Here is a 17,651-nt window from a genome sequence, read left to right as displayed (position 1 = left end):
TAGTCATTGCTTTTCGCCCTTTCCGGGCATGAAGTACTCGATGGCGCAGCCGGTGAGAGGCGGCAGCCTCGGGCGGCGACGCGGAATGGCGGCGTCGCCGTGGTTTCCGCCCGTGACGCACCGGTCGAAATCAGGCTGGGGTGGTCATGGCGGTCGGCGACCCTGGCGTCTGCGAGTCTGCAGGGAGGGTCGTTCGCGTGCGTCGGCGACTCGTATCCTGCGGGAGACAGGGCGGGAAGTGCGACGTCGATGATGTCCCCGTCGCGCAGTGGTCAGGGGATGTGCAGGGCGGCTGGGTCAGACAGCCGGCATGAGGGCAGGCGGGCCTCGCGTCCCGGCGCCTGAACTGAGCAACAGCCGTCGCGGTATCGGAAGGGTCGTCCGGCACGGCTGATGACGGGAAAGCTCTCGCGGGACAGGTGTGACGAGTACCGCGAGCCACCGGGTCACCGAGGCGACCACGACGCGCACCAGGTGCTCGGCGATCCACAGGCCGAGGCCGGCGATCACCGCGACAGCGAGGTGGCTCGACAACATGGACGCCGACAGCGTGGCGCCGTGGTGATGCTCGGGTGTCGCGGCCATCAGCAGTAGATGGCCGATGCCCTGCCCGATCGCGAGCTGGCCCATCAGCATGCCGAGCCCGGCGCCGGCGCGGTGCGAGCACAGCACACCCAGCAGGATGCATCCGCTGACGAGCATCACCATGGCACTGGAGGAGGGGAGCATGCCGCCGCCGAGCCCGTGTGCCGGCAACGCCGCCGCCCCCGAGACCGCACCAACCATCACACCCCGTAACCGGGCTGCGAGGAGGGGTGCCGTTGGCATGGGTCGAAGGATACCGCGCGCAGTTCGCCGTCGGTGAGCCCGTGGCACTGGTTCGATGACCGGCTCGCAGTTGCGACGGCGTCCCGGTGCTCGGTGAGCTACGGCACATTCGGATGCGACGACCTCACAGCAACAAGGTGCGCGCGGTCTTACAGGTACCAACCAACAAGAGTCTGGAGTCACGGATGACCTACAGCGAGATTCAACCCAACTCAGACCGCCTCAGTGTTGTTGTCGTGGGCGGTGGCTACGCCGGAGCGCTCGCGGCCAATCGGTTGCAGCAGAACCCGGATCTCGACATCACCGTCGTCAACCCGCGCGCCGAGTTCGTTCACCGAGTTCGATTGCACGAGCTTGTCGCCGGTAGTGGTACGGCAACCGTCGATCTGGCTGCACTCTTGGGCGGGAATGTCCGCCTGATGGTGAGGACTGCCGACAGGATCGATGTCCCGAACCGCTGTGTCTACCTCGCAACCGGCGACTCGCTGCCGTACGACTATCTGATTCTGGCGACGGGTAGCACGGGCACGGTCCCCGCCGCGGTGCCTGGCGCAACGGAGTTCGCCTACCCGATAGGCGAGCTCGAGCAGGCTCAACGGCTGCGTACGACACTCGACACGACACCGCCCGATGCTTCGCTGTGCGTTGTGGGTGGAGGGCTGACCGGAATCGAAGCAGCCGCGGAACTCGCCGAGCGGACGAGACGCTGATGAGCGTCGACGACTCGCGGATCTTCGCCGCCGGCGATGCTGCCGCGCCATCGAATCAGTAGTTGCGAATGAGCTGCCAAGCCGCAATGCCCCTCGCCGCACGAGCTTCGGATTCCATCCTCGACCTGATCGGCGGACGGCAGCCCGTACCGGTCGCGCAGTCCTTTGTCGGAACCAACATGAGCATCGGACGCCATCACGGGACCATCCAGGTATCCCGCAGAGACGACACACCGCGCGGGATGTACGTCGGCGGAAAGGCGGCGGCGGTCATCAAGGAGCAGGTGTGCCGCATGGTCGTGAAACAGATTGCCAAGGAAGGCCGCACACCGGGATCGTATAGCTGGCCGGGAGCGAAGAAACAGAATGTCTCGCAGCAAACGACTGTCGCCTGACTCGGTCCACAGGTTTCGACTGCCATCTTCCGTGCTCTCCGAAGGAGGATGATGCTCCCGAACGTCACTATCACCAAGCAGTTCTCGGCGCCATATGAAGCCCAGCTGGAATTCGACTGACAGGCAAACGAATCGACGCCACCACCGCTCTGAACTATCAGCAGATCGCGGCGGTGACCTGGCTCGCGATCGTCGCGAACGGATGGAATCGGATCGCGATCTCGAGCCACTACCCGGGTGGCACCGTAGCCACCACAGAACGCAGGAGGATTCTACGCATGAGTGTCCGAATCGACGTGGTGCAGCGAGGATGCCTGGTGGTCCTCACTGCCACGAGCTTGTTCGTCGGCGGGTGGGCCTACTTCGCGCCGCTGCACTGGTACGACACCTTCCCGGGCTTCGGGATGCAGTGGCTCCCACCGCTCGGTCCCTACAACGAACACTTCGTCAAGGACGTGGGAGCGATGTATCTCGCGCTCGCGACCCTGAGTACTGTGGCAGTCTTCCGGATGGCAAACCGGACGCTTGTTCTCGTTACTGCGGCAGCGTATTCCGTGTTCAACGTGCTGCATCTGATCTACCACGTCACGATGTTGCACATGTACAGCACTCGAGATGCGGTGCTCAACACCGTCGCCTTGTCTGTGGTGCTGCTGTGTTCGGCGCTGCTGGCTCTACCTGCACCAGCATCGCGGCAGAGGGCGACTGAGGGTTCTCCCATCAGACCGGAACGGTTCGCGGAATGAGAGGCGGATTCGTGAACTATCCTCGCCAGATCGGTCACCGGTCGCTGAAGTTCGTCGGTGGTGGCCGGCCCGGGCGATCGATCCGGCCGACCGCCGGCGGTGAAGACAATTGGGGGATGTCGGTGTGAACACGCATCTGCTGTGGGGGTTCATGCTCGCCGCCACTCTCGCCTTCGTCATTCCCGGACCCGATTGGTTCATCGTGATGAGGCACGCGGCCAACTCGCGTGATGCCGGTCTCGCCGCCGCCCTCGGTTGCCTGACGGGACTGTTGGTGCACATGAGGTCCGCCGCCCTCGGCATCTCGGCACTCCTGGTCGCCAGCGCATACGCGTTCGCGGTCGTCAAGATTCTCGGAGCCGTGTACCTGGTGGTACTCGGCCTCCAGGCGCTGCGCGACGCCCGACGCCGGTGGCGAAACAGTAGCGACGCACCCGCCCCCACCGACGCCCCACCAAGCACTCCATCGAACCTTCCCCGACTCTGGGCGCAAGGCTTCGGCGCCAACGTACTCAACCCCAAAGCCGCCCTGTTCTTCGTCGCCGTCTTGCCGCAGTTCCTCACGCCGGACACGACGATCGCCCCGCAGGTCATGGTCCTCGGACTGGTCGTCGTCGGAATCGGACTGTTGTGGTACGCGGTGTTCGTTCTCGCCATCGCGCGCTTCCGTCATCTCCTGGCTCGGCGTCGGGTCAGGATCGGCCTGGACGCCGGCAGTGGAATTGCGCTGTGCGGACTCGGCGGAACACTCGCGTTCAGCACGCGCGTCCCGGCCTAGGAGGATGCCGTGAATCCCGACGACGGCACTGGACCGGACGACGAGGTGTTCGCTGAGAGGCGCCACCTCATCTCGCTGGCGTTTCGGATGCTCGGCACCGTGGCCGAGGCCGAAGATGCGGTGCAGGAGACCTACATCCGGTGGTACCGGCTCACCCAGGAGGAGCGTGACGCGATCGAGGTGCCGCGAGCGTGGCTGACCCGCGTGGCCGGCCGCATCTGCCTGAACGTCCTGGACTCGGCCCGCCGCAGGCGGGAGCGGTACGTAGGCCCCTGGTTGCCGGAGCCGGTGCCCGCCTACGCCTTTCCGCTGTCCTCGTCCGGACCCGGGGACCCGCTCGAGCGCGTCACGCTGGACGACTCGGTCAGCACGGCGCTGCTCGTCGTGCTCGAATCGATGACCCCTGCCGAGCGCGTTGCCTTCGTCCTCCATGACGTGTTCGCGATGCCGTTCGACGAGATCGCAGAGATTGCCGGACGAACACCCGCCGCGTGTCGCCAGCTGGCCACCTCCGCCCGTCGCCGGGTTCAGCAGAGTCGCCATCGACAGGTCCCGCGCGCCGAACACGACGAGATCGTCCGGGCATTCGCGGCTGCTGCGCGATCGGGTGACCTTGCGAGCCTGATTTCCGTGCTCGATGCGAACGTCGTGCTGCGCTCCGACGGCGGCGGCGTCGTCACCGCAGCGCGCAACCCGGTCGTCGGTGCCGACAGGGTGGCGCGATTCCTGATCGGCGTTCTGCGCAAACACCCGCGGACCGTGGTCCGGGACCAGGAAACCCCCGATGGACTCGGGTTCGTGATCTGGGACGAGGGACGAATCATCGGTGTGGCCACTCTGGGCGTCGTCGAGAGTTCGATCGCCGAGGTACGCCTGATGATGAACCCCGCCAAACTCACGATGTGGAACTGAAGACCCGGCAGCGAAGGTGCTAGTCCGGGGTCGGGCGGGGACGGTAGGGAACCGAGTCGCTGACCTCGGGATCGACATGGATGGGCCGACCGAGTTGGGGGAAGGCGCGCTGGGAACACGCCGGACGGTCGCAGACCTTGCACCCCGCTCCGATCGGTACGGTGGTACGAGAATCGGTGAGGCCCACTCCGGTGGAGTATATGAGGCGCTCGGCGTGCGCGACGTCGCAACCGAGTCCGATCGCGAAACTCTTGTGCGGGGTGAGATATCCGCCGGGTTCGGCGGTGGTGCGCGCGAGCCAGAAGTACAAGCGCCCGTCGGGCATTGCCGAGACCTGGGTGACGACCCTCCCCGGGGTGGCGAAGGCGTCGTGCACCACCCACAGCGGGCAACTTCCGCCGACCCTGGAGAAGTGGAATGCGGTGGCGGACTGACGTTTCGAGATGTTTCCGGCACGGTCGACCCGGACGAAGATGAAGGGAATGCCGCGACTGTCCGGGCGCTGGAGCGTGGACAGGCGGTGGCAGATGGTCTCGAAGCCGACTTCGAATCCCAGGCTGAGCACTTCGATGTCGTAGTGAGCGGTGGCGGCGGCCCGACGGAAGACCTCGTAGGGGAGTAACAGTGCTCCGGCGAACTAGTTGGCCAGACCGATACGGGCAACCGGGACGGCTTCGTCGCTGAGATCATCCGCGTCGGCGACAATCTCGTCGATCACCTCCGATTGGGTGACCATGGCCAACTGGATTGCCAACTGGAACGCGCGTTGTCCTGCGGTCAGTCGCCCCGCGAGGTGCACGGTGCGGTCGGTGGGATCGAACCGTCGTTTGGGCGTACGGGCACGCGCTGTCGGATCGGGATCATGGGCGATGGCGACGCGGATCCCGTGGTCGGCGGCGAGGACCTCGGCAAGCTGGAGGTCGAGACCGCCTATCGAGAGGCCGTGTTCGGTGAAGATCCGCTCGGCGGCCAGGTCGAGAACGTCGATCGCTGGCGTCGGTGGTCCGTTAGTCTTCTGGGATGGCACGGCAGGCTGCGGGCGCGCTGCGTGGAATCACCTTGCAGCAGTTGCGTTACTTCGTGGAGGTGGCAGCGGAGGGATCGATCAGTGCCGCGGCGGACATGCTCTACGTGGCTCAACCGACCATGTCCGCCGCGCTCAAAGACCTGGAAAGTCGGCTCGGACGTTCACTGTTCGTCCGTTCGAACCGGGGGGTCACTCTCACCGACGACGGGGCGGAGTTTCTCGGTTATGCGCGCCAGGTCGTCGAGCAAGCGGAACTGCTGGAGCAGCGCTACCTCGGGCGCGGTCCCTCGCGCCGGCTCCTGGCCGTATCCACTCAGCATTATTCCTTCGTCGTCGATGCCTTTGCTCGCATGGTGAAAGCCTCCGAAGCCGCCGAGTACGCGTTCAGTCTTCGCGAGACCCGGACATGGGACATCATCGAAGATGTTCGCACGCTGCGGAGTGAGGTCGGCGTGCTCTATCGCAACGGTTTCAACGCGAACGTGCTCAACAAGCTGCTCCGCGAAGCGGGGCTGACCTTTACGCCGCTGTTCTTCACGACACCGCACATCTTCATCGCCCGCGCGAACCCCCTTGCCGGGAAAGAGAGTGTGACGCTGGAGGATCTCGAAGACCTGCCGCGGCTCACGTTCGACCAGGGCGTGAACAACTCGTTCTATCTCGCCGAGGAGATCCTCTCCACGCGTTCATCGAAGCAAGACATTCGCGTGAGCGACCGAGCAACCATCTTCAATCTGATGATCGGTCTCGGCGGGTACACCATCTCGACCGGCATCATCTCCGACGATCTGGATCCGTCGATCGTCGCCGTGCCACTCGACGTGGACGAACGCATCGAGATCGGTTGGATAGGGCATGCCTCGGTCTCGTTGACCGCCCAGGCCGAGCGGTTCGTAGCGGAGATGCGCGACGTGGTCTCGAGCTTCGGAGTCGATCTGTTGACATAGCTGATTCCTATCTCCAGCTATCGCAAAGCGTAATTAGGCTATGGGCACGCCTCTACATAGACTGCTGTCAACGCCGCTTCGGTCCACCGACTCCGGCTGTGGGCCTTGCCGACTGGCCCTCGACCGCCGGGACCGACATCGAAGTGCCGCGAGACTCGGACAGTGAATCGTGCGTCGCGCCCGTCGGCGAGCGCGGCGATAGTGGATGGGGAATCTGATCACCATGACGGACGAATGTGTCTTCAGCATCGGCACGACGCGCTTCGACGAGGACTACACGCCGTCGAGCAACTCGCGCGGGACGACGAACTTCGCGAATCTCGCACGCGGCGACGACCGCCGGCAGAACCTGCGCAACGCGGTGACGATGATGAACACCCGGGTCAACGAGCTGCTCCACTGGGACAATCCGCGGGGCGACCGCTACGAACTCGAACTCGACATCGTTTCGGTGGACCTGCATCTCACATCGGCCGGGGACGACGCCGCGTTCCCGGTGATCGAGGTGCTCGACGTGGACGTGGTCGATACCGCCACGGGCACTCGCACCGAGGGCATCGTCGGAAACAACTTCTCCTCCTACATTCGCGACTACGATTTCAGCGTTCGGCTCCCCGGGCATCAGGCGACAGGTGTCCCCAGCGACTTCGGCGATCTGCACGGGCAGGTGTTTCAACGTTTCCTCGAATCGGACGAGTACCGCGAACGGTTCTCCCAGTCGCCGGTCATCTGCATCAGCGTCTCGACGTCGCGAACCTACACCCGGCTCACCAACCACCACCCGATTCTCGGGGTGGAGTATGTGGCGGACGCGCTGTCGCTCACCGATGAGTACTTCGGCAAGATGGGGCTCACGGTCCGCTACTTCATGCCGCCGGGTTCGGTTGCCCCGCTGGCCTTTTACCACCGCGGTGACCTGCTGAACGACTATTCGTTCCTCGCGCTCGCGGGAACGGTCGCGACGATGGAGACGTTCCAGAAGATCTACCGTCCCGAGATCTACAACGCGAACACAGCGGCGGGACAGGTGTACCGGCCGAGTCTCGACTACGGCAACTACTCGCTTCCGCAGGTGACCTACGACCGTGTCGAGCGCACTCAGCTAGCGACCACCCAGGGAAAGTTCACCGAGGTGAGTCTCATGAAACCCTATGGCGATGTCCTACAGCGCTGGGCGACAGAGCAATCGGCCTGATCACGCGAGAACCGAGGTACCGAGATGAACACACTCCTGCCTGCCACGATCGTCGGCAGCCTGCCCAAGCCCTCGTGGCTTTCCGAGCCGGAGAAGCTCTGGTCCCGGTGGAAGTTGGCCGATGACGAACTGCGGCAAGGAAAGCTCGACGCCCAGACGCTCGCGGCACACGATCAGAGTCGTGCCGGGCTCGACATCATCAGCGATGGTGAGCAGACGCGTCAGCACTTCGTGACCACGTTCATCGAGCACCTCGACGGCGTCGATTTCGACCGTCGCGAAACCGTGCGCATCCGCGACCGCTACGACGCGAGCGTCCCGACGGTTGTCGGGGCGGTGACTCGCGAGAAGCCGGTCTTCGCAGAGGACGCGAAGCGGCTTCGTGCCGAGACCGATCAGCCGATCAAGTGGGCTCTTCCCGGTCCGATGACGATGGTCGACACCCTCTTCGACGACCACTACCGGAGTCGCGAGCAGCTCGCGTGGGAGTTCGCGACCATCCTGAACCAAGAAGCGAAGGACTTGCAGGCGGCCGGCGTCGACATCATTCAGATCGACGAACCCGCGTTCAACGTGTTCTTCGATGAATTGAAGGACTGGGGTCTCGCAGCGCTCGAGCGTGCGACCGAAGGGTTGAGTTGCACGACCGCCGTTCACATCTGTTACGGCTACGGCATCAAGGCCAACACCGACTGGAAGGCGACGCTGGGGGCCGAATGGCGCCAATACGAACAGTCATTTCCGCTGCTGCAGCAGTCATCGATCGACATCGTGTCGCTGGAGAGCCACAACTCGCGGGTGCCTGTCGAAGTGATCGAACTGCTCCGCGGAAAGACGGTCATGCTGGGGGCGATCGACGTGGCCACCGACACCGTCGAGACGCCGGAGGAAGTCGCCGAGACACTGCGCAGCGCACTCCCTTTCGTCGACAAGGACAAACTCTGGGCCGGCGGGAACTGCGGCATGGCGCCGCTCTCTCGTGGCGTCGCACGGCAGAAGATGGTCGCGCTCGCCCAGGGCGCCGCTCTTCTCCGCAGCGAACTGTCCTAGACTTCACGTTCGGGTCGGTAGGGGTGCGGCCACCGCGCCCGCCTGGCACCAGAGACGTCGCGCCCACCAGCAGTGCTATCGCGCCGGCGACGCTCCCGCCAGCTCGTTACACCGCTGCCAACGCCCACTGATTCCTGTGCGGAACACAGCAGGCCGGTTGAGCGGGTGCCCGACGCCCGCGACCCTGGCAGCACTTGAGGAAGCGGGGTCCCGGAAGCGCCACTTTCCCCGGAACCGTCACATTCCCATAAGCGGTGCCAGAGACCGCGCCGCCACTTCGAGGCACCGGCATCGCGGCTGTTGAGACGTCAAGCAACGGCGTTCGTGAACGCATTTAGCGCTCACAGGCCGTGACCCACGTCATGCATCAGACGTGGTCTGCAGTGCTCCACTTGACACAATATCTAATCGGCACCTTGAATTGGTTGCGGCCGAGTGGGATTCGAGTGGCGATGACACCGTCTTCATACGGTGGGGCCTAGTACGTGTCGGCTCCAGTCGACGTGCGGGATGCCGTCCTGGATGGTGACGCGTGCGCGGACCGAGTACACCTTTTCCACCAGCTGTTCGGTGATGACTTCGGTCGGGGTGCCGGTAGCGACGATGGAGCCGTGTTCGAGGACGACGACGCGGTCGCAGAACACTGCTGCGAGGTTGAGGTCGTGTAGTGCGATGTAGCTGGTGACCGGGAGCTTCGACACCAGAGCGAGGATGTCGAGCTGGTGGGAGATGTCGAGGTGGTTCGTCGGTTCGTCGAGGAGCAATTCGTCGGGCTGCTGGGCGAGGGCTCGTGCGATCTGGACGCGTTGGCGTTCGCCGCCGGACAGCGTGTGCCATCGGCGGTGGCGGTGTCGGAGCATCCCGGTGTGCGCGAGCGCCTCGTCGATCGCCGCGGTATCGGCGGTTGGGTCGCCTCCGAAGGTGCCGCCGTGCGGGATGCGGCCGAGCCGGACGATTTCGCCGACGGTGATGTCGATCTCGGTGTCCGCGTGCTGCTCGACGGTGGCGACTGTCCGGGCGATGTGACGCCTACGAAGGGTTCGGATATCGGTGCCGTTCAACAGGACGTGGCCGGTGTCTGGTTTGTGGATGCCGGCGAGGATTCCGAGCAGGGACGACTTTCCGGAGCCGTTGGGTCCAAGGAGGCCGATGGTCTCCCCGGAGGTGGGTTCGATGGTGACACCATCGAGGACCAGATGGCCGCCGCGGCTCCACCCGATGTCGTTGCCCTGCAGCGGCATCAGCACACCACCGGGTGGTTCGGCGTATTCACGCCTTGCCTCGCATCCGGAACAGGATGATCGCGAAGGCGGGTACGCCGATGAGGGCGGTGACGACCCCGACGGGGATCTCCTGGGGGGCGAAGAGGGTGCGTGCGACGGCGTCGACCCACACCATGAACACTGCGCCGGTCACCGCGGTGGCGGGTAGGAGTCGTGCGTGACGTGGGCCGACGAGGAATCGGGCCGCATGGGGTAGCACCAGGCCGACGAACCCGATCGCGCCGGCCGCGCTGACCAGGGACGCGGTGATCAGCGCGGTTACGGTGAGCAACACAATCCGGATCTGGCGTACCGATACTCCCAGCGCCGCCGCTGCGGAGTTGCCGAAGGTGAACGCGTCCAGCGATGCGGACATCATGAGGCACACGACGATTCCGGCGCAGGTGGTCACGCCGCAGACCACGACATCGGCCCAGTCGGCACCGCTGAGCGAGCCCAGCAACCAGAACAGCACGCCGCGGGTCTGTTCGGCGTCTGCCGAGGACATGACGATGAACGAGGTCAGCGCGGAGAACAATTGGGTGCCTGCGACTCCGGCGAGGATGACCTTCGCGGTGCCTCCACCCGCACCCGCTGCCAGGGCGATGACGGTGGCGAAGGCGACGATTGCGCCGGCGAATGCGCCGGTGGACAGTGAGATGACCCCACCTCCGATTCCGAGGATTGCCACCAGCACGGCGCCGGTGGAGGCTCCGGAGGAGATCCCCAGTACAAACGGGTCGGCCAACGGGTTGCGGAGGAGCGATTGCATGATCGCGCCGCACAGTGCCAGGCCGGCGCCGCAGGCCGCGGCGAGCAAGGTGCGGGGGAGTCGGAGTTCCCAGACGATGCCATCCTGCAACGCGGTCAGGCCCGAGGTGCCGATTCCCCAGTGCTCGCCGATGACGGCATAGACGTCTCGGACCGACAGGTGCGCCGGGCCGAAGGTGACGGCGACTGCAATCGAGATGATCAGAAGGGCGATTCCCCCGACGAGCACCGCGAGGAACACTGCGGTCGACTCGGACCGCCGTGCTGGCGGGGTGTCGTCGGCGTGCGCCGCGCGCCTGGCTTCTGCGGTGGCCACGTCGGTTGTCACGACTGCGGAGTGGCGAGGTTCCACTTCTGCAACGCAGCCGCGACTTTCTCGATGCCGTCGACGGTGCGGATAGTCGGGTTCATGTCCGCGCCGTTGACGATGATGTAACGGCGGTCGCGGACTGCCTGCATCTGGGCGGTGACCGGGTTGGACTCGAGGAATGCGATCTTGCTGTCCAGGGCGTCGCCGTCGACGCTTCGTCGACTCAGGTCCGCCATGACCAGCACGGTGGGATTGCGGTCGGCGACTGTCTCCCAGGGCACCTGCGGCCACTCGTCGGTGGTGTCGGCGAAGACGTTGGTCGCACCGACCGCAGCGGTGATGGCTCCCGAGGAGCCGCAGCAGCCGGCCATGTACGGGGTACGGGTGTCGGCGAACCAATACGCCAGGCTCACCCCGGTAGCGTTCACCGATTCCGAGGCCGCCCGCACGCGGTCCTTCAGTTCGGTGATGAACTCGTCGCCGCGTTCCTCGACGCCGAAGATCGCCGCGAGCTCGCGGATCTCCTGATAGACGCTGTCCATCGTGTAGGGGGTGGTGCGGGCGCCGTCGGCGTTGGACGCCGAGGACACCTCGCCGTTGCAGCCGTTGTCGGTGGGCGAGAGGTAGGTGGGCACCCCGAGCTTCTCGTACTGGTCGCGGCCTTCGGCCCCGCCGTCGCCGATGGATGACCCGAACGATGCCGTCACGAAATCCGGGTTCGCCGCGAGCACGGTCTCCAGCGATGGTTTGTTGTCGGCGAGCCGGGGGATCGAGCTGTTGGCCTCGGCGAGGTTCTGGCGGACCGGATCGGTCCACGTCGCCGTGCCCACCATCCGGTCGCCGAGCCCCAGCGAGAGCAGGATCTCGGTGGAGGCCTGGTTGAGCGAGACCACCCGCTGCGGCGTGGACTCGACACTGACGGTGCGGCCGCAGTTCTCAAGAGAGATGGGGTCACCGCCGGCTGCTTCGTCGGTGTTGCCGCCGGAGCCCGTGCAGCCGGCGAGAACCAGGGTCGCTGCGGCAATTGTTACCGCAAAGCGGGTCGCTGAAAAGCGCATGGGTCGAGAGCTTTCTGGTCATGGGCCCGTCCGCGGAGCCCGGATGCACCTGTGCTGATCGGACGAGCGATCGGACTCGCACCCAGCCGTTCGTCGAGCCGGGTGCTCACCGTTGCGCGTCAGTTCCGGGGTTGCACCGGATTCTCTCGACCGATTCAGCGCCGCAGAGCGGCCGCGATCACTTTACGTGGCGCCGATGCTGTCCGGTGTGGCCGGCCCCCTGGCCCCCGGGCGGTGCGGCCAGAGCGCTTTCGGTGTCGACGGCACGTGCCGTCGTCACGCTCAGGGTGATTCGTGCAATCGGTGATCGTGGTGAACATCGCGTTGCATTTGACCGAATTCACCGCGGCGGTCGCGGCTGCCTCGGTGTCGCCGCGTGGTCCGTGGGCGATGAGGGGTCTGACAGCGAATCTGGTCGGTCGGGCATTCTTTGGGGGCGGTAGGGGACCGAGTCGCTCACCGCCGGGTCGATATGGATGGGTCGTCCCAATTGGGGGAAGGCGCGTTGCGGGCAGGCCGGACGGTCGCACACCTTGCACCCTGCCCCGATGGGGACGACGGTACGGGGGTCGGTGAGGTCGACTCCGGTGGAGTAGACGAGACGGTCGGCGTGTGCGACATCGCAGCCGAGTCCGATCGCGAAGCTCTTGTGCGGGGTGAGGTAGCCCCCTGGCTCGGCCGTCGTGCGAGCGAGCCAGAAGTACGATCGACCGTCGGGCATGGACGAGACCTGGGTGACGACCCGTCCCGGTGTGGCGAAGGCGTCGTGTACGACCCACAACGGACAGCTCCCGCCGACTCGCGAGAAATGGAATGCGGTAGCGGACTGACGTTTCGAGATATTGCCGGCGCGGTCGACGCGCACGAAGATGAACGGAATCCCGCGACTGCCCGGGCGCTGCAGGGTCGACAGGCGATGGCAGATGGTCTCGAAACCGACTTCGAAGCTGACGCTGAGCAACTCGATGTCGTAGTGTGCGGCGTCGGCGGCCTGCCGAAAGATCTCGTACGGAAGCAGTAATGCGCCGGCGAAGTAGTTGGCCAGCCCGATTCGGGCCACGGGGACGGCCTCGTCGCTGAGATCATCGGCACCAGCGACGATTTCATCAATTGCCTCGGCCTGGGTCAGCATGGCCAACTGGGTCGCCAACTGGAAAGCGCGTTGTCCCGCGGTGAGTCGTCCGGCGAGGTGTATCACCCGCTCGGCCGCGTCGAATCGTCGTTTGGGGGTGCGTGCCCGGGCGACCGGATCGGGGTCGTGGGTGATGGCGACCCGGACGTCGTGGTCGGTTGCGAGCACCTCCGCCAACTGGAGGTCAAGGCCGCCGACGGTCAAGCCGTGGTCGGCGAAGAGTTGTTCGGCGGCCGAGTCGAGAACGTCGATGTAATTGCGTCGGTCGTAGAAGAAGTCGCGGACCTCCTCGAAGGGCATCGGGGTCGACGCCGGACGGGCCGCGTCGCCGGACACCTGCGCCCGGTAGTTCTCCACTTCGCCGGCGGCTGCGGTCAGGCGGCGATGCAGGTTCACGAGCGTCGTGCCGACCGCCGGCATGCGCGCGACGAGTTCGGCGATCTCCGCGCGGCTGACGTCGGGGACGTCGGGCTGGGCGGCCAGGACATCGGCGAGGTCGGCAACCAGCCGGGCGTCCCCGTCCGGGGCGAAATAGTCGGCGTCGAGGTCGAATTCGCGCGACAACGTCAACAACACGGGCACCGTGAGTGGTCGCTGATCGTTCTCGAGTTGGTTGACGTAGCTCGTCGACAAGTCGATCCTCCGGGCCAACGCCGCCTGCGACAGCCCTCGTTCGTCACGTAGCCGACGAAGTCGCGCACCCACGAACGTCCGTCGACCGGAGCTTCCGCCCGTTGCTCTCACCACGACGTCAGCATAGCGGGCGGGGCATCCACAACGTCCGCAAGTTTGACTTATCTCATCCACAAAAATACACATCTGCCAGGTCTTTTCAGGGGTGGTCGGCGATGCGTACGGTGCGAACATGATCACTCACCACGTTCGCACCCGCCGCAGCTCCGAGGATTTTCCACAGTCTGAGCACCTTGCTCAGAAGATCGCCGACATCGCGGTCGATCCGGTCGAGGTGCCCGCTGACACCCGCGAGATGATCATCAACCGCATCATCGACAACGCTGCCGTGAGCGCCGCCTCGGTCATCCGTCGTCCGGTCACCTCCGCCCGTCGGCAGGCACAGGCTCATCCCTGCGCGCCGGGTGCGACGGTGTTCGGAATCGAGGGCAGCTTCTCGCCGGAGTGGGCCGCGTGGGCCAACGGAGTCGCCGTGCGTGAACTCGACTTCCACGACACCTTCCTCGCCGCGGAGTATTCCCATCCCGGCGACAACATCCCGGCGCTGGTCGCGGTCGGTCAGCATGTCGGGGCCAGCGGTCACGACCTGATCCGTGGTCTCGCCACCGCCTATGAGGTCCAGGTCGACCTGGTCCGCGGAATGTGTCTGCACGAGCACAAGATCGACCACGTCGCCCACCTGGGGCCGTCGGTGGCCGCGGGCCTGGGAACCATGTTGGACCTCGACGCCGAGACCATCTATCAGGCCGTCGGTCAGGCCCTGCACCTGACCACGGCGACCCGTCAGTCGCGCAAGGGTCTCATCTCCAGCTGGAAGGCCTTCGCGCCGGCTCACGCGGGCAAGATCGCCGTCGAGGCCGTCGACCGGGCCATGCGCGGTGAGGGCGCCCCGGCCCCGATCTGGGAGGGCGAGGACGGCGTCATCGCCTGGCTGCTGAGTGGTCCCGAGGCCGAGTACATGATCCCGCTGCCGGGGCCGGGTGAGCCGAAGAGGGCGATCCTGGACACCTACACCAAAGAACACTCCGCGGAGTACCAGAGCCAGGCCCCGATCGACCTTGCCCGTCGTATGCGCGACAAGATCGCCGACTTCGACGACATCGAGTCGATCGTGCTGCACACCAGTCACCACACCCACGTCGTGATCGGGACCGGGTCCGGTGATCCGCAGAAGTTCGATCCGACCGCGAGCCGCGAGACTCTCGACCACTCGGTGATGTACATCTTCGCGGTCGCGCTCCAGGACGGCACCTGGGATCACGAGAAGTCCTACGCCCCGGAGCGCGCGAATCGGCCCGACACGATCGCGCTGTGGAAGAAGATCTCCACCGTCGAGGACCCCGAATGGACCCGTCGGTACCACTCGAGCGACCCAGACGAGAAGGCCTTCGGCGCGAAGGCGGTCATCACCCTGCGCAACGGCGAGGTCATCACCGATGAACTGGCCGTCGCCGACGCGCATCCGCTCGGCGCACGTCCGTTCGGTCGCGACCAGTACATTGCCAAGTTCCGCTCGATGGCCGAGGGCGTCATCGACATCGCCGAACAGGACCGGTTCCTCGGCGACGTCGAGAAGCTCGAGACACTCGCCGCCGGTGGCCTCTCGGTGCTGAACACGCCTGTCCTGCCGGCCATCCTGGACAAGGCCCCCCAGACCGGGAAAGGCATCTTCTCATGACCTCGACCGCCTCACCGTCCACCTCGTCCACCTCGTCGGCCTCCACCTCCTCGGTCTCGGGTCTGTTCTCGTCGAGCACCTCCGCATCGGCGAAGCGGCAGGCCCTGCGGGCGGGTCTCGGTTCCGGGACCCTCCAGCGTTGGCCGGGAGCATTCTCACCACTCGTGGCGAAACTGATTGCAGAGGTCGGTTTCGAGGGTGTCTACGTGTCCGGTGCGGTGCTCTCGGCCGACCTGGGATTGCCCGACATCGGGCTCACCACACTCACCGAGGTCGCCACCCGGGGCGGATCCATCGCCCGCGCGACCGAGATACCCACCCTTATCGACGCCGACACCGGTTTCGGTGAACCGATGAGCGCCGCCCGGACCGTCGCGACACTCGAAGACGCCGGGCTCGCGGGGTGTCACCTCGAAGATCAAGTGAATCCCAAGCGCTGCGGCCACCTCGACGGCAAGGACGTCGTACCCGTCGGTGACATGGTCAAGCGCCTCGGCGCGGCAGTTGCGGCCCGGCGCGACAGCGACTTCGTCATCTGCGCGCGCACCGATGCCCGCGCGATCGAAGGGCTCGACGCCGCCATCGACCGGGCCAAGGCCTACGCCGACGCCGGCGCCAACCTCATCTTCACCGAGGCCCTGCGCGACCTCGGCGAGTTCGAGCAGTTCCGCAAGGCCGTCGACGTGCCGCTGCTGGCCAACATGACCGAGTTCGGAAAGTCCGATCTGCTGACCGCTGAACAGTTGGCGGGTGTCGGCTACAACGCCGTCATCTATCCGGTGACCACGTTGCGTATCGCCATGGGTGCGGTGGAACGCGGACTGCGTGACATCCTCACGCAGGGAACGCAATCCGGGTTGCTCGACGAGATGCAGCACCGCAGCAGGCTGTACGAACTGCTCCGGTATGAGGACTACAACGACTTCGACTCCGACCTGTTCAACTTCACCATCGAGGGAGCACCGCAATGACCACAGCCGAAGCGGGCGCCGCGAACGCGGTCGAGACCCCCACCATCTACAAAGGGCTCGCCGGCGTCGTCGTCGACACCACCGCCATCTCCAAGGTCGTGCCCGAGACCAACTCGCTGACCTATCGCGGTTACGCGGTGCAGGATCTCGCCGAACACTGCTCGTTCGAGCAGGTCGCCTACCTGCTCTGGCACGGCGAACTGCCGACCGACGGACAGCTGGCACTCTTCACCCAGCGCGAACGCGCCAGCCGACGACTCGACCGGACGACTCAGTCTGTCCTGCAGCGTATTCCGGACAACTGCCATCCGATGGACGTCGTGCGGACGGCTATCAGTTTCCTGGGCACCGAGGACCCCGACGAGGAACTCAGCACCCCGGAAGCCAACTACGACAAGTCGCTACGGATGTTCGCGGTCCTGCCGACCATCGTCGCAGCGGACATGCGCCGCCGGCGCGGTCAGGATCCCATCGCCCCGCACCACGGACTGGGCTACGCCGAGAACTTTCTGAGTATGTGCTTCGGTGAAGTTCCCGATCCCGTGATCGTCCGGGCTTTCGAGAAGTCCATGGTGCTTTACGCCGAGCACAGTTTCAACGCGTCGACCTTCGCCGCCCGCGTGGTCACTTCGACACAGTCCGACATCTACAGCGCGGTCACCGCCGCAATCGGAGCATTGAAGGGGTCACTGCACGGCGGGGCGAACGAAGCGGTCATGTACGACATGATCGACATCGACCGCCCCGACCGCGCCGCGCAATGGCTCACCGCCAAACTCGACGCCAGAGAGAAGGTCATGGGATTCGGCCACCGCGTCTACAAGAACGGTGACTCGCGCGTGCCGACCATGAAGAAGGCCTTCCTCGACGTCGCTGATCATCTCGGCGAGACCAAATGGTGCGAGATCTACACCGAACTCGAAGCCGTGATGGACGCGCGGACCGGGATCAAACCCAACCTCGATTTCCCCACGGGCCCTGCCTATTACCTCATGGGCTTCGACATCGCCTCGTTCACGCCGATTTTCGTGATGAGTCGGATCACCGGGTGGACCGCGCACATCATGGAACAGGTCGAGTCCAACGCCCTGATCCGCCCGCTCAGCCAGTACTCGGGTCTGCCGCAGCGTTCGCTGACGTCCGCGTAAGCCTGGCAGGCACACAGCCCGTTCGACGAGAGAGAGTCAC

The 17,651-nt window shown here is 65.4% G+C and carries 14 protein-coding genes, 2 pseudogenes and 1 riboswitch; of the genes and pseudogenes, 10 read left to right on the top strand and 6 right to left on the bottom strand.

Features of this window, described 5'->3' with window-relative positions:
• Positions 1 to 297: 297 nt before the first annotated feature.
• Positions 298 to 828, bottom strand: coding sequence for a hypothetical protein (locus MHN80_RS02770; protein ID WP_239399390.1), 531 nt, complete (start codon positions 826 to 828; stop codon positions 298 to 300).
• 185 nt (positions 829 to 1,013) lie between these two features.
• Between MHN80_RS02770 and MHN80_RS02765 the strand changes: the two are divergent.
• The 4 genes and pseudogenes from MHN80_RS02765 to sigJ all read left to right on the top strand — a co-directional run bounded on the left by MHN80_RS02765 (position 1,014) and on the right by sigJ (position 4,369).
• Positions 1,014 to 1,933 (top strand): annotated as a pseudogene (locus tag MHN80_RS02765) (FAD-dependent oxidoreductase).
• Between the two features lie 317 nt (positions 1,934 to 2,250).
• Complete coding sequence (locus tag MHN80_RS02760; protein ID WP_239399388.1) at positions 2,251 to 2,679, top strand: hypothetical protein; 429 nt, start codon at positions 2,251 to 2,253, stop codon at positions 2,677 to 2,679.
• A gap of 124 nt (positions 2,680 to 2,803) precedes the next feature.
• Positions 2,804 to 3,457, top strand: a complete 654-nt coding sequence (locus tag MHN80_RS02755) for a LysE family translocator (protein WP_239399386.1) — start codon at positions 2,804 to 2,806, stop codon at positions 3,455 to 3,457.
• Between the two features lie 9 nt (positions 3,458 to 3,466).
• The gene (gene sigJ, locus MHN80_RS02750; protein WP_239399384.1) at positions 3,467 to 4,369 is read left to right on the top strand and encodes an RNA polymerase sigma factor SigJ; all 903 of its coding nucleotides are present in this window, start codon (positions 3,467 to 3,469) and stop codon (positions 4,367 to 4,369) included.
• A gap of 19 nt (positions 4,370 to 4,388) precedes the next feature.
• Here the strand turns inward: sigJ and MHN80_RS02745 are convergent.
• Positions 4,389 to 5,357, bottom strand: a pseudogene (locus tag MHN80_RS02745) (short-chain fatty acyl-CoA regulator family protein); the annotation flags it as partial.
• A gap of 32 nt (positions 5,358 to 5,389) precedes the next feature.
• Here MHN80_RS02745 and MHN80_RS02740 point away from each other — a divergent pair.
• From MHN80_RS02740 to MHN80_RS02730, 3 genes are all read left to right on the top strand, one after another.
• Complete coding sequence (locus MHN80_RS02740; protein ID WP_239399382.1) at positions 5,390 to 6,343, top strand: LysR family transcriptional regulator; 954 nt, start codon at positions 5,390 to 5,392, stop codon at positions 6,341 to 6,343.
• A gap of 223 nt (positions 6,344 to 6,566) precedes the next feature.
• On the top strand, positions 6,567 to 7,538 hold the full coding sequence (locus MHN80_RS02735; RefSeq protein WP_239399380.1) for a putative oxygenase MesX: 972 nt from the start codon (positions 6,567 to 6,569) through the stop codon (positions 7,536 to 7,538).
• A 24-nt stretch (positions 7,539 to 7,562) separates the two neighbouring features.
• A complete protein-coding gene (locus tag MHN80_RS02730) occupies positions 7,563 to 8,588 on the top strand; it encodes a methionine synthase (RefSeq protein WP_239399378.1) in 1,026 nt (341 codons plus the stop codon).
• Between the two features lie 464 nt (positions 8,589 to 9,052).
• Here MHN80_RS02730 and MHN80_RS02725 read toward each other — a convergent pair whose 3' ends face one another.
• The 4 genes from MHN80_RS02725 to MHN80_RS02710 all read right to left on the bottom strand — a co-directional run bounded on the left by MHN80_RS02725 (position 9,053) and on the right by MHN80_RS02710 (position 13,868).
• Entirely contained in the window at positions 9,053 to 9,829 is a 777-nt protein-coding gene (locus tag MHN80_RS02725; RefSeq protein ID WP_239399376.1) for an ABC transporter ATP-binding protein, read from the bottom strand.
• A 28-nt stretch (positions 9,830 to 9,857) separates the two neighbouring features.
• Entirely contained in the window at positions 9,858 to 10,862 is a 1,005-nt protein-coding gene (locus tag MHN80_RS02720) for an iron ABC transporter permease (protein WP_239399766.1), read from the bottom strand.
• Positions 10,863 to 10,945: 83 nt separating this feature from the next.
• Positions 10,946 to 11,989, bottom strand: a complete 1,044-nt coding sequence (locus tag MHN80_RS02715; RefSeq protein WP_239399374.1) for an ABC transporter substrate-binding protein — start codon at positions 11,987 to 11,989, stop codon at positions 10,946 to 10,948.
• A gap of 68 nt (positions 11,990 to 12,057) precedes the next feature.
• Positions 12,058 to 12,135, bottom strand: a riboswitch (cobalamin riboswitch).
• A gap of 194 nt (positions 12,136 to 12,329) precedes the next feature.
• The gene (locus MHN80_RS02710; RefSeq protein WP_239399372.1) at positions 12,330 to 13,868 is read right to left on the bottom strand and encodes a short-chain fatty acyl-CoA regulator family protein; all 1,539 of its coding nucleotides are present in this window, start codon (positions 13,866 to 13,868) and stop codon (positions 12,330 to 12,332) included.
• Between the two features lie 118 nt (positions 13,869 to 13,986).
• On the opposite strand from MHN80_RS02710, the gene prpD reads away from it, so the two are divergent.
• Genes prpD through MHN80_RS02695 form a run of 3 tightly spaced genes read left to right on the top strand, consistent with a single transcriptional unit; the run spans position 13,987 to position 17,611 of the window.
• Positions 13,987 to 15,492 (top strand): 2-methylcitrate dehydratase PrpD, encoded by a 1,506-nt coding sequence (gene prpD / locus MHN80_RS02705; protein ID WP_239399370.1) that lies wholly within the window; start codon positions 13,987 to 13,989, stop codon positions 15,490 to 15,492.
• Positions 15,489 to 16,463, top strand: a complete 975-nt coding sequence (gene prpB, locus MHN80_RS02700; RefSeq protein WP_239399368.1) for a methylisocitrate lyase — start codon at positions 15,489 to 15,491, stop codon at positions 16,461 to 16,463. The genes prpD and prpB overlap by 4 nt, the downstream gene beginning before the upstream one ends.
• The gene (locus tag MHN80_RS02695) at positions 16,460 to 17,611 is read left to right on the top strand and encodes a bifunctional 2-methylcitrate synthase/citrate synthase (RefSeq protein ID WP_239399366.1); all 1,152 of its coding nucleotides are present in this window, start codon (positions 16,460 to 16,462) and stop codon (positions 17,609 to 17,611) included. The genes prpB and MHN80_RS02695 overlap by 4 nt, the downstream gene beginning before the upstream one ends.
• The last annotated feature ends 40 nt before the right edge of the window (positions 17,612 to 17,651 follow it).

The sequence above is a fragment of the Gordonia sp. McavH-238-E genome (assembly GCF_022348225.1).
Classification (GTDB): Bacteria; Actinomycetota; Actinomycetes; order Mycobacteriales; family Mycobacteriaceae; genus Gordonia; species Gordonia terrae.
Note: the sequence above shows the minus strand (reverse complement) of the source record. Positions and strands in the feature narration are given on the sequence as shown.

Bases quoted from the DNA above. Each gene is read 5' to 3' on its own strand.
- prpD (WP_239399370.1), top strand. From the start codon at position 13,987: ATGATCACTCACCACGTTCGCACCCGCCGCAGCTCCGAGGATTTTCCA.
- MHN80_RS02715 (WP_239399374.1), bottom strand. From the start codon at position 11,989: ATGCGCTTTTCAGCGACCCGCTTTGCGGTAACAATTGCCGCAGCGACC.
- MHN80_RS02725 (WP_239399376.1), bottom strand. From the start codon at position 9,829: ATGCCGCTGCAGGGCAACGACATCGGGTGGAGCCGCGGCGGCCATCTG.
- prpB (WP_239399368.1), top strand. From the start codon at position 15,489: ATGACCTCGACCGCCTCACCGTCCACCTCGTCCACCTCGTCGGCCTCC.
- MHN80_RS02740 (WP_239399382.1), top strand. From the start codon at position 5,390: ATGGCACGGCAGGCTGCGGGCGCGCTGCGTGGAATCACCTTGCAGCAG.
- MHN80_RS02735 (WP_239399380.1), top strand. From the start codon at position 6,567: ATGACGGACGAATGTGTCTTCAGCATCGGCACGACGCGCTTCGACGAG.
- MHN80_RS02770 (WP_239399390.1), bottom strand. From the start codon at position 828: ATGCCAACGGCACCCCTCCTCGCAGCCCGGTTACGGGGTGTGATGGTT.
- MHN80_RS02730 (WP_239399378.1), top strand. From the start codon at position 7,563: ATGAACACACTCCTGCCTGCCACGATCGTCGGCAGCCTGCCCAAGCCC.
- MHN80_RS02695 (WP_239399366.1), top strand. From the start codon at position 16,460: ATGACCACAGCCGAAGCGGGCGCCGCGAACGCGGTCGAGACCCCCACC.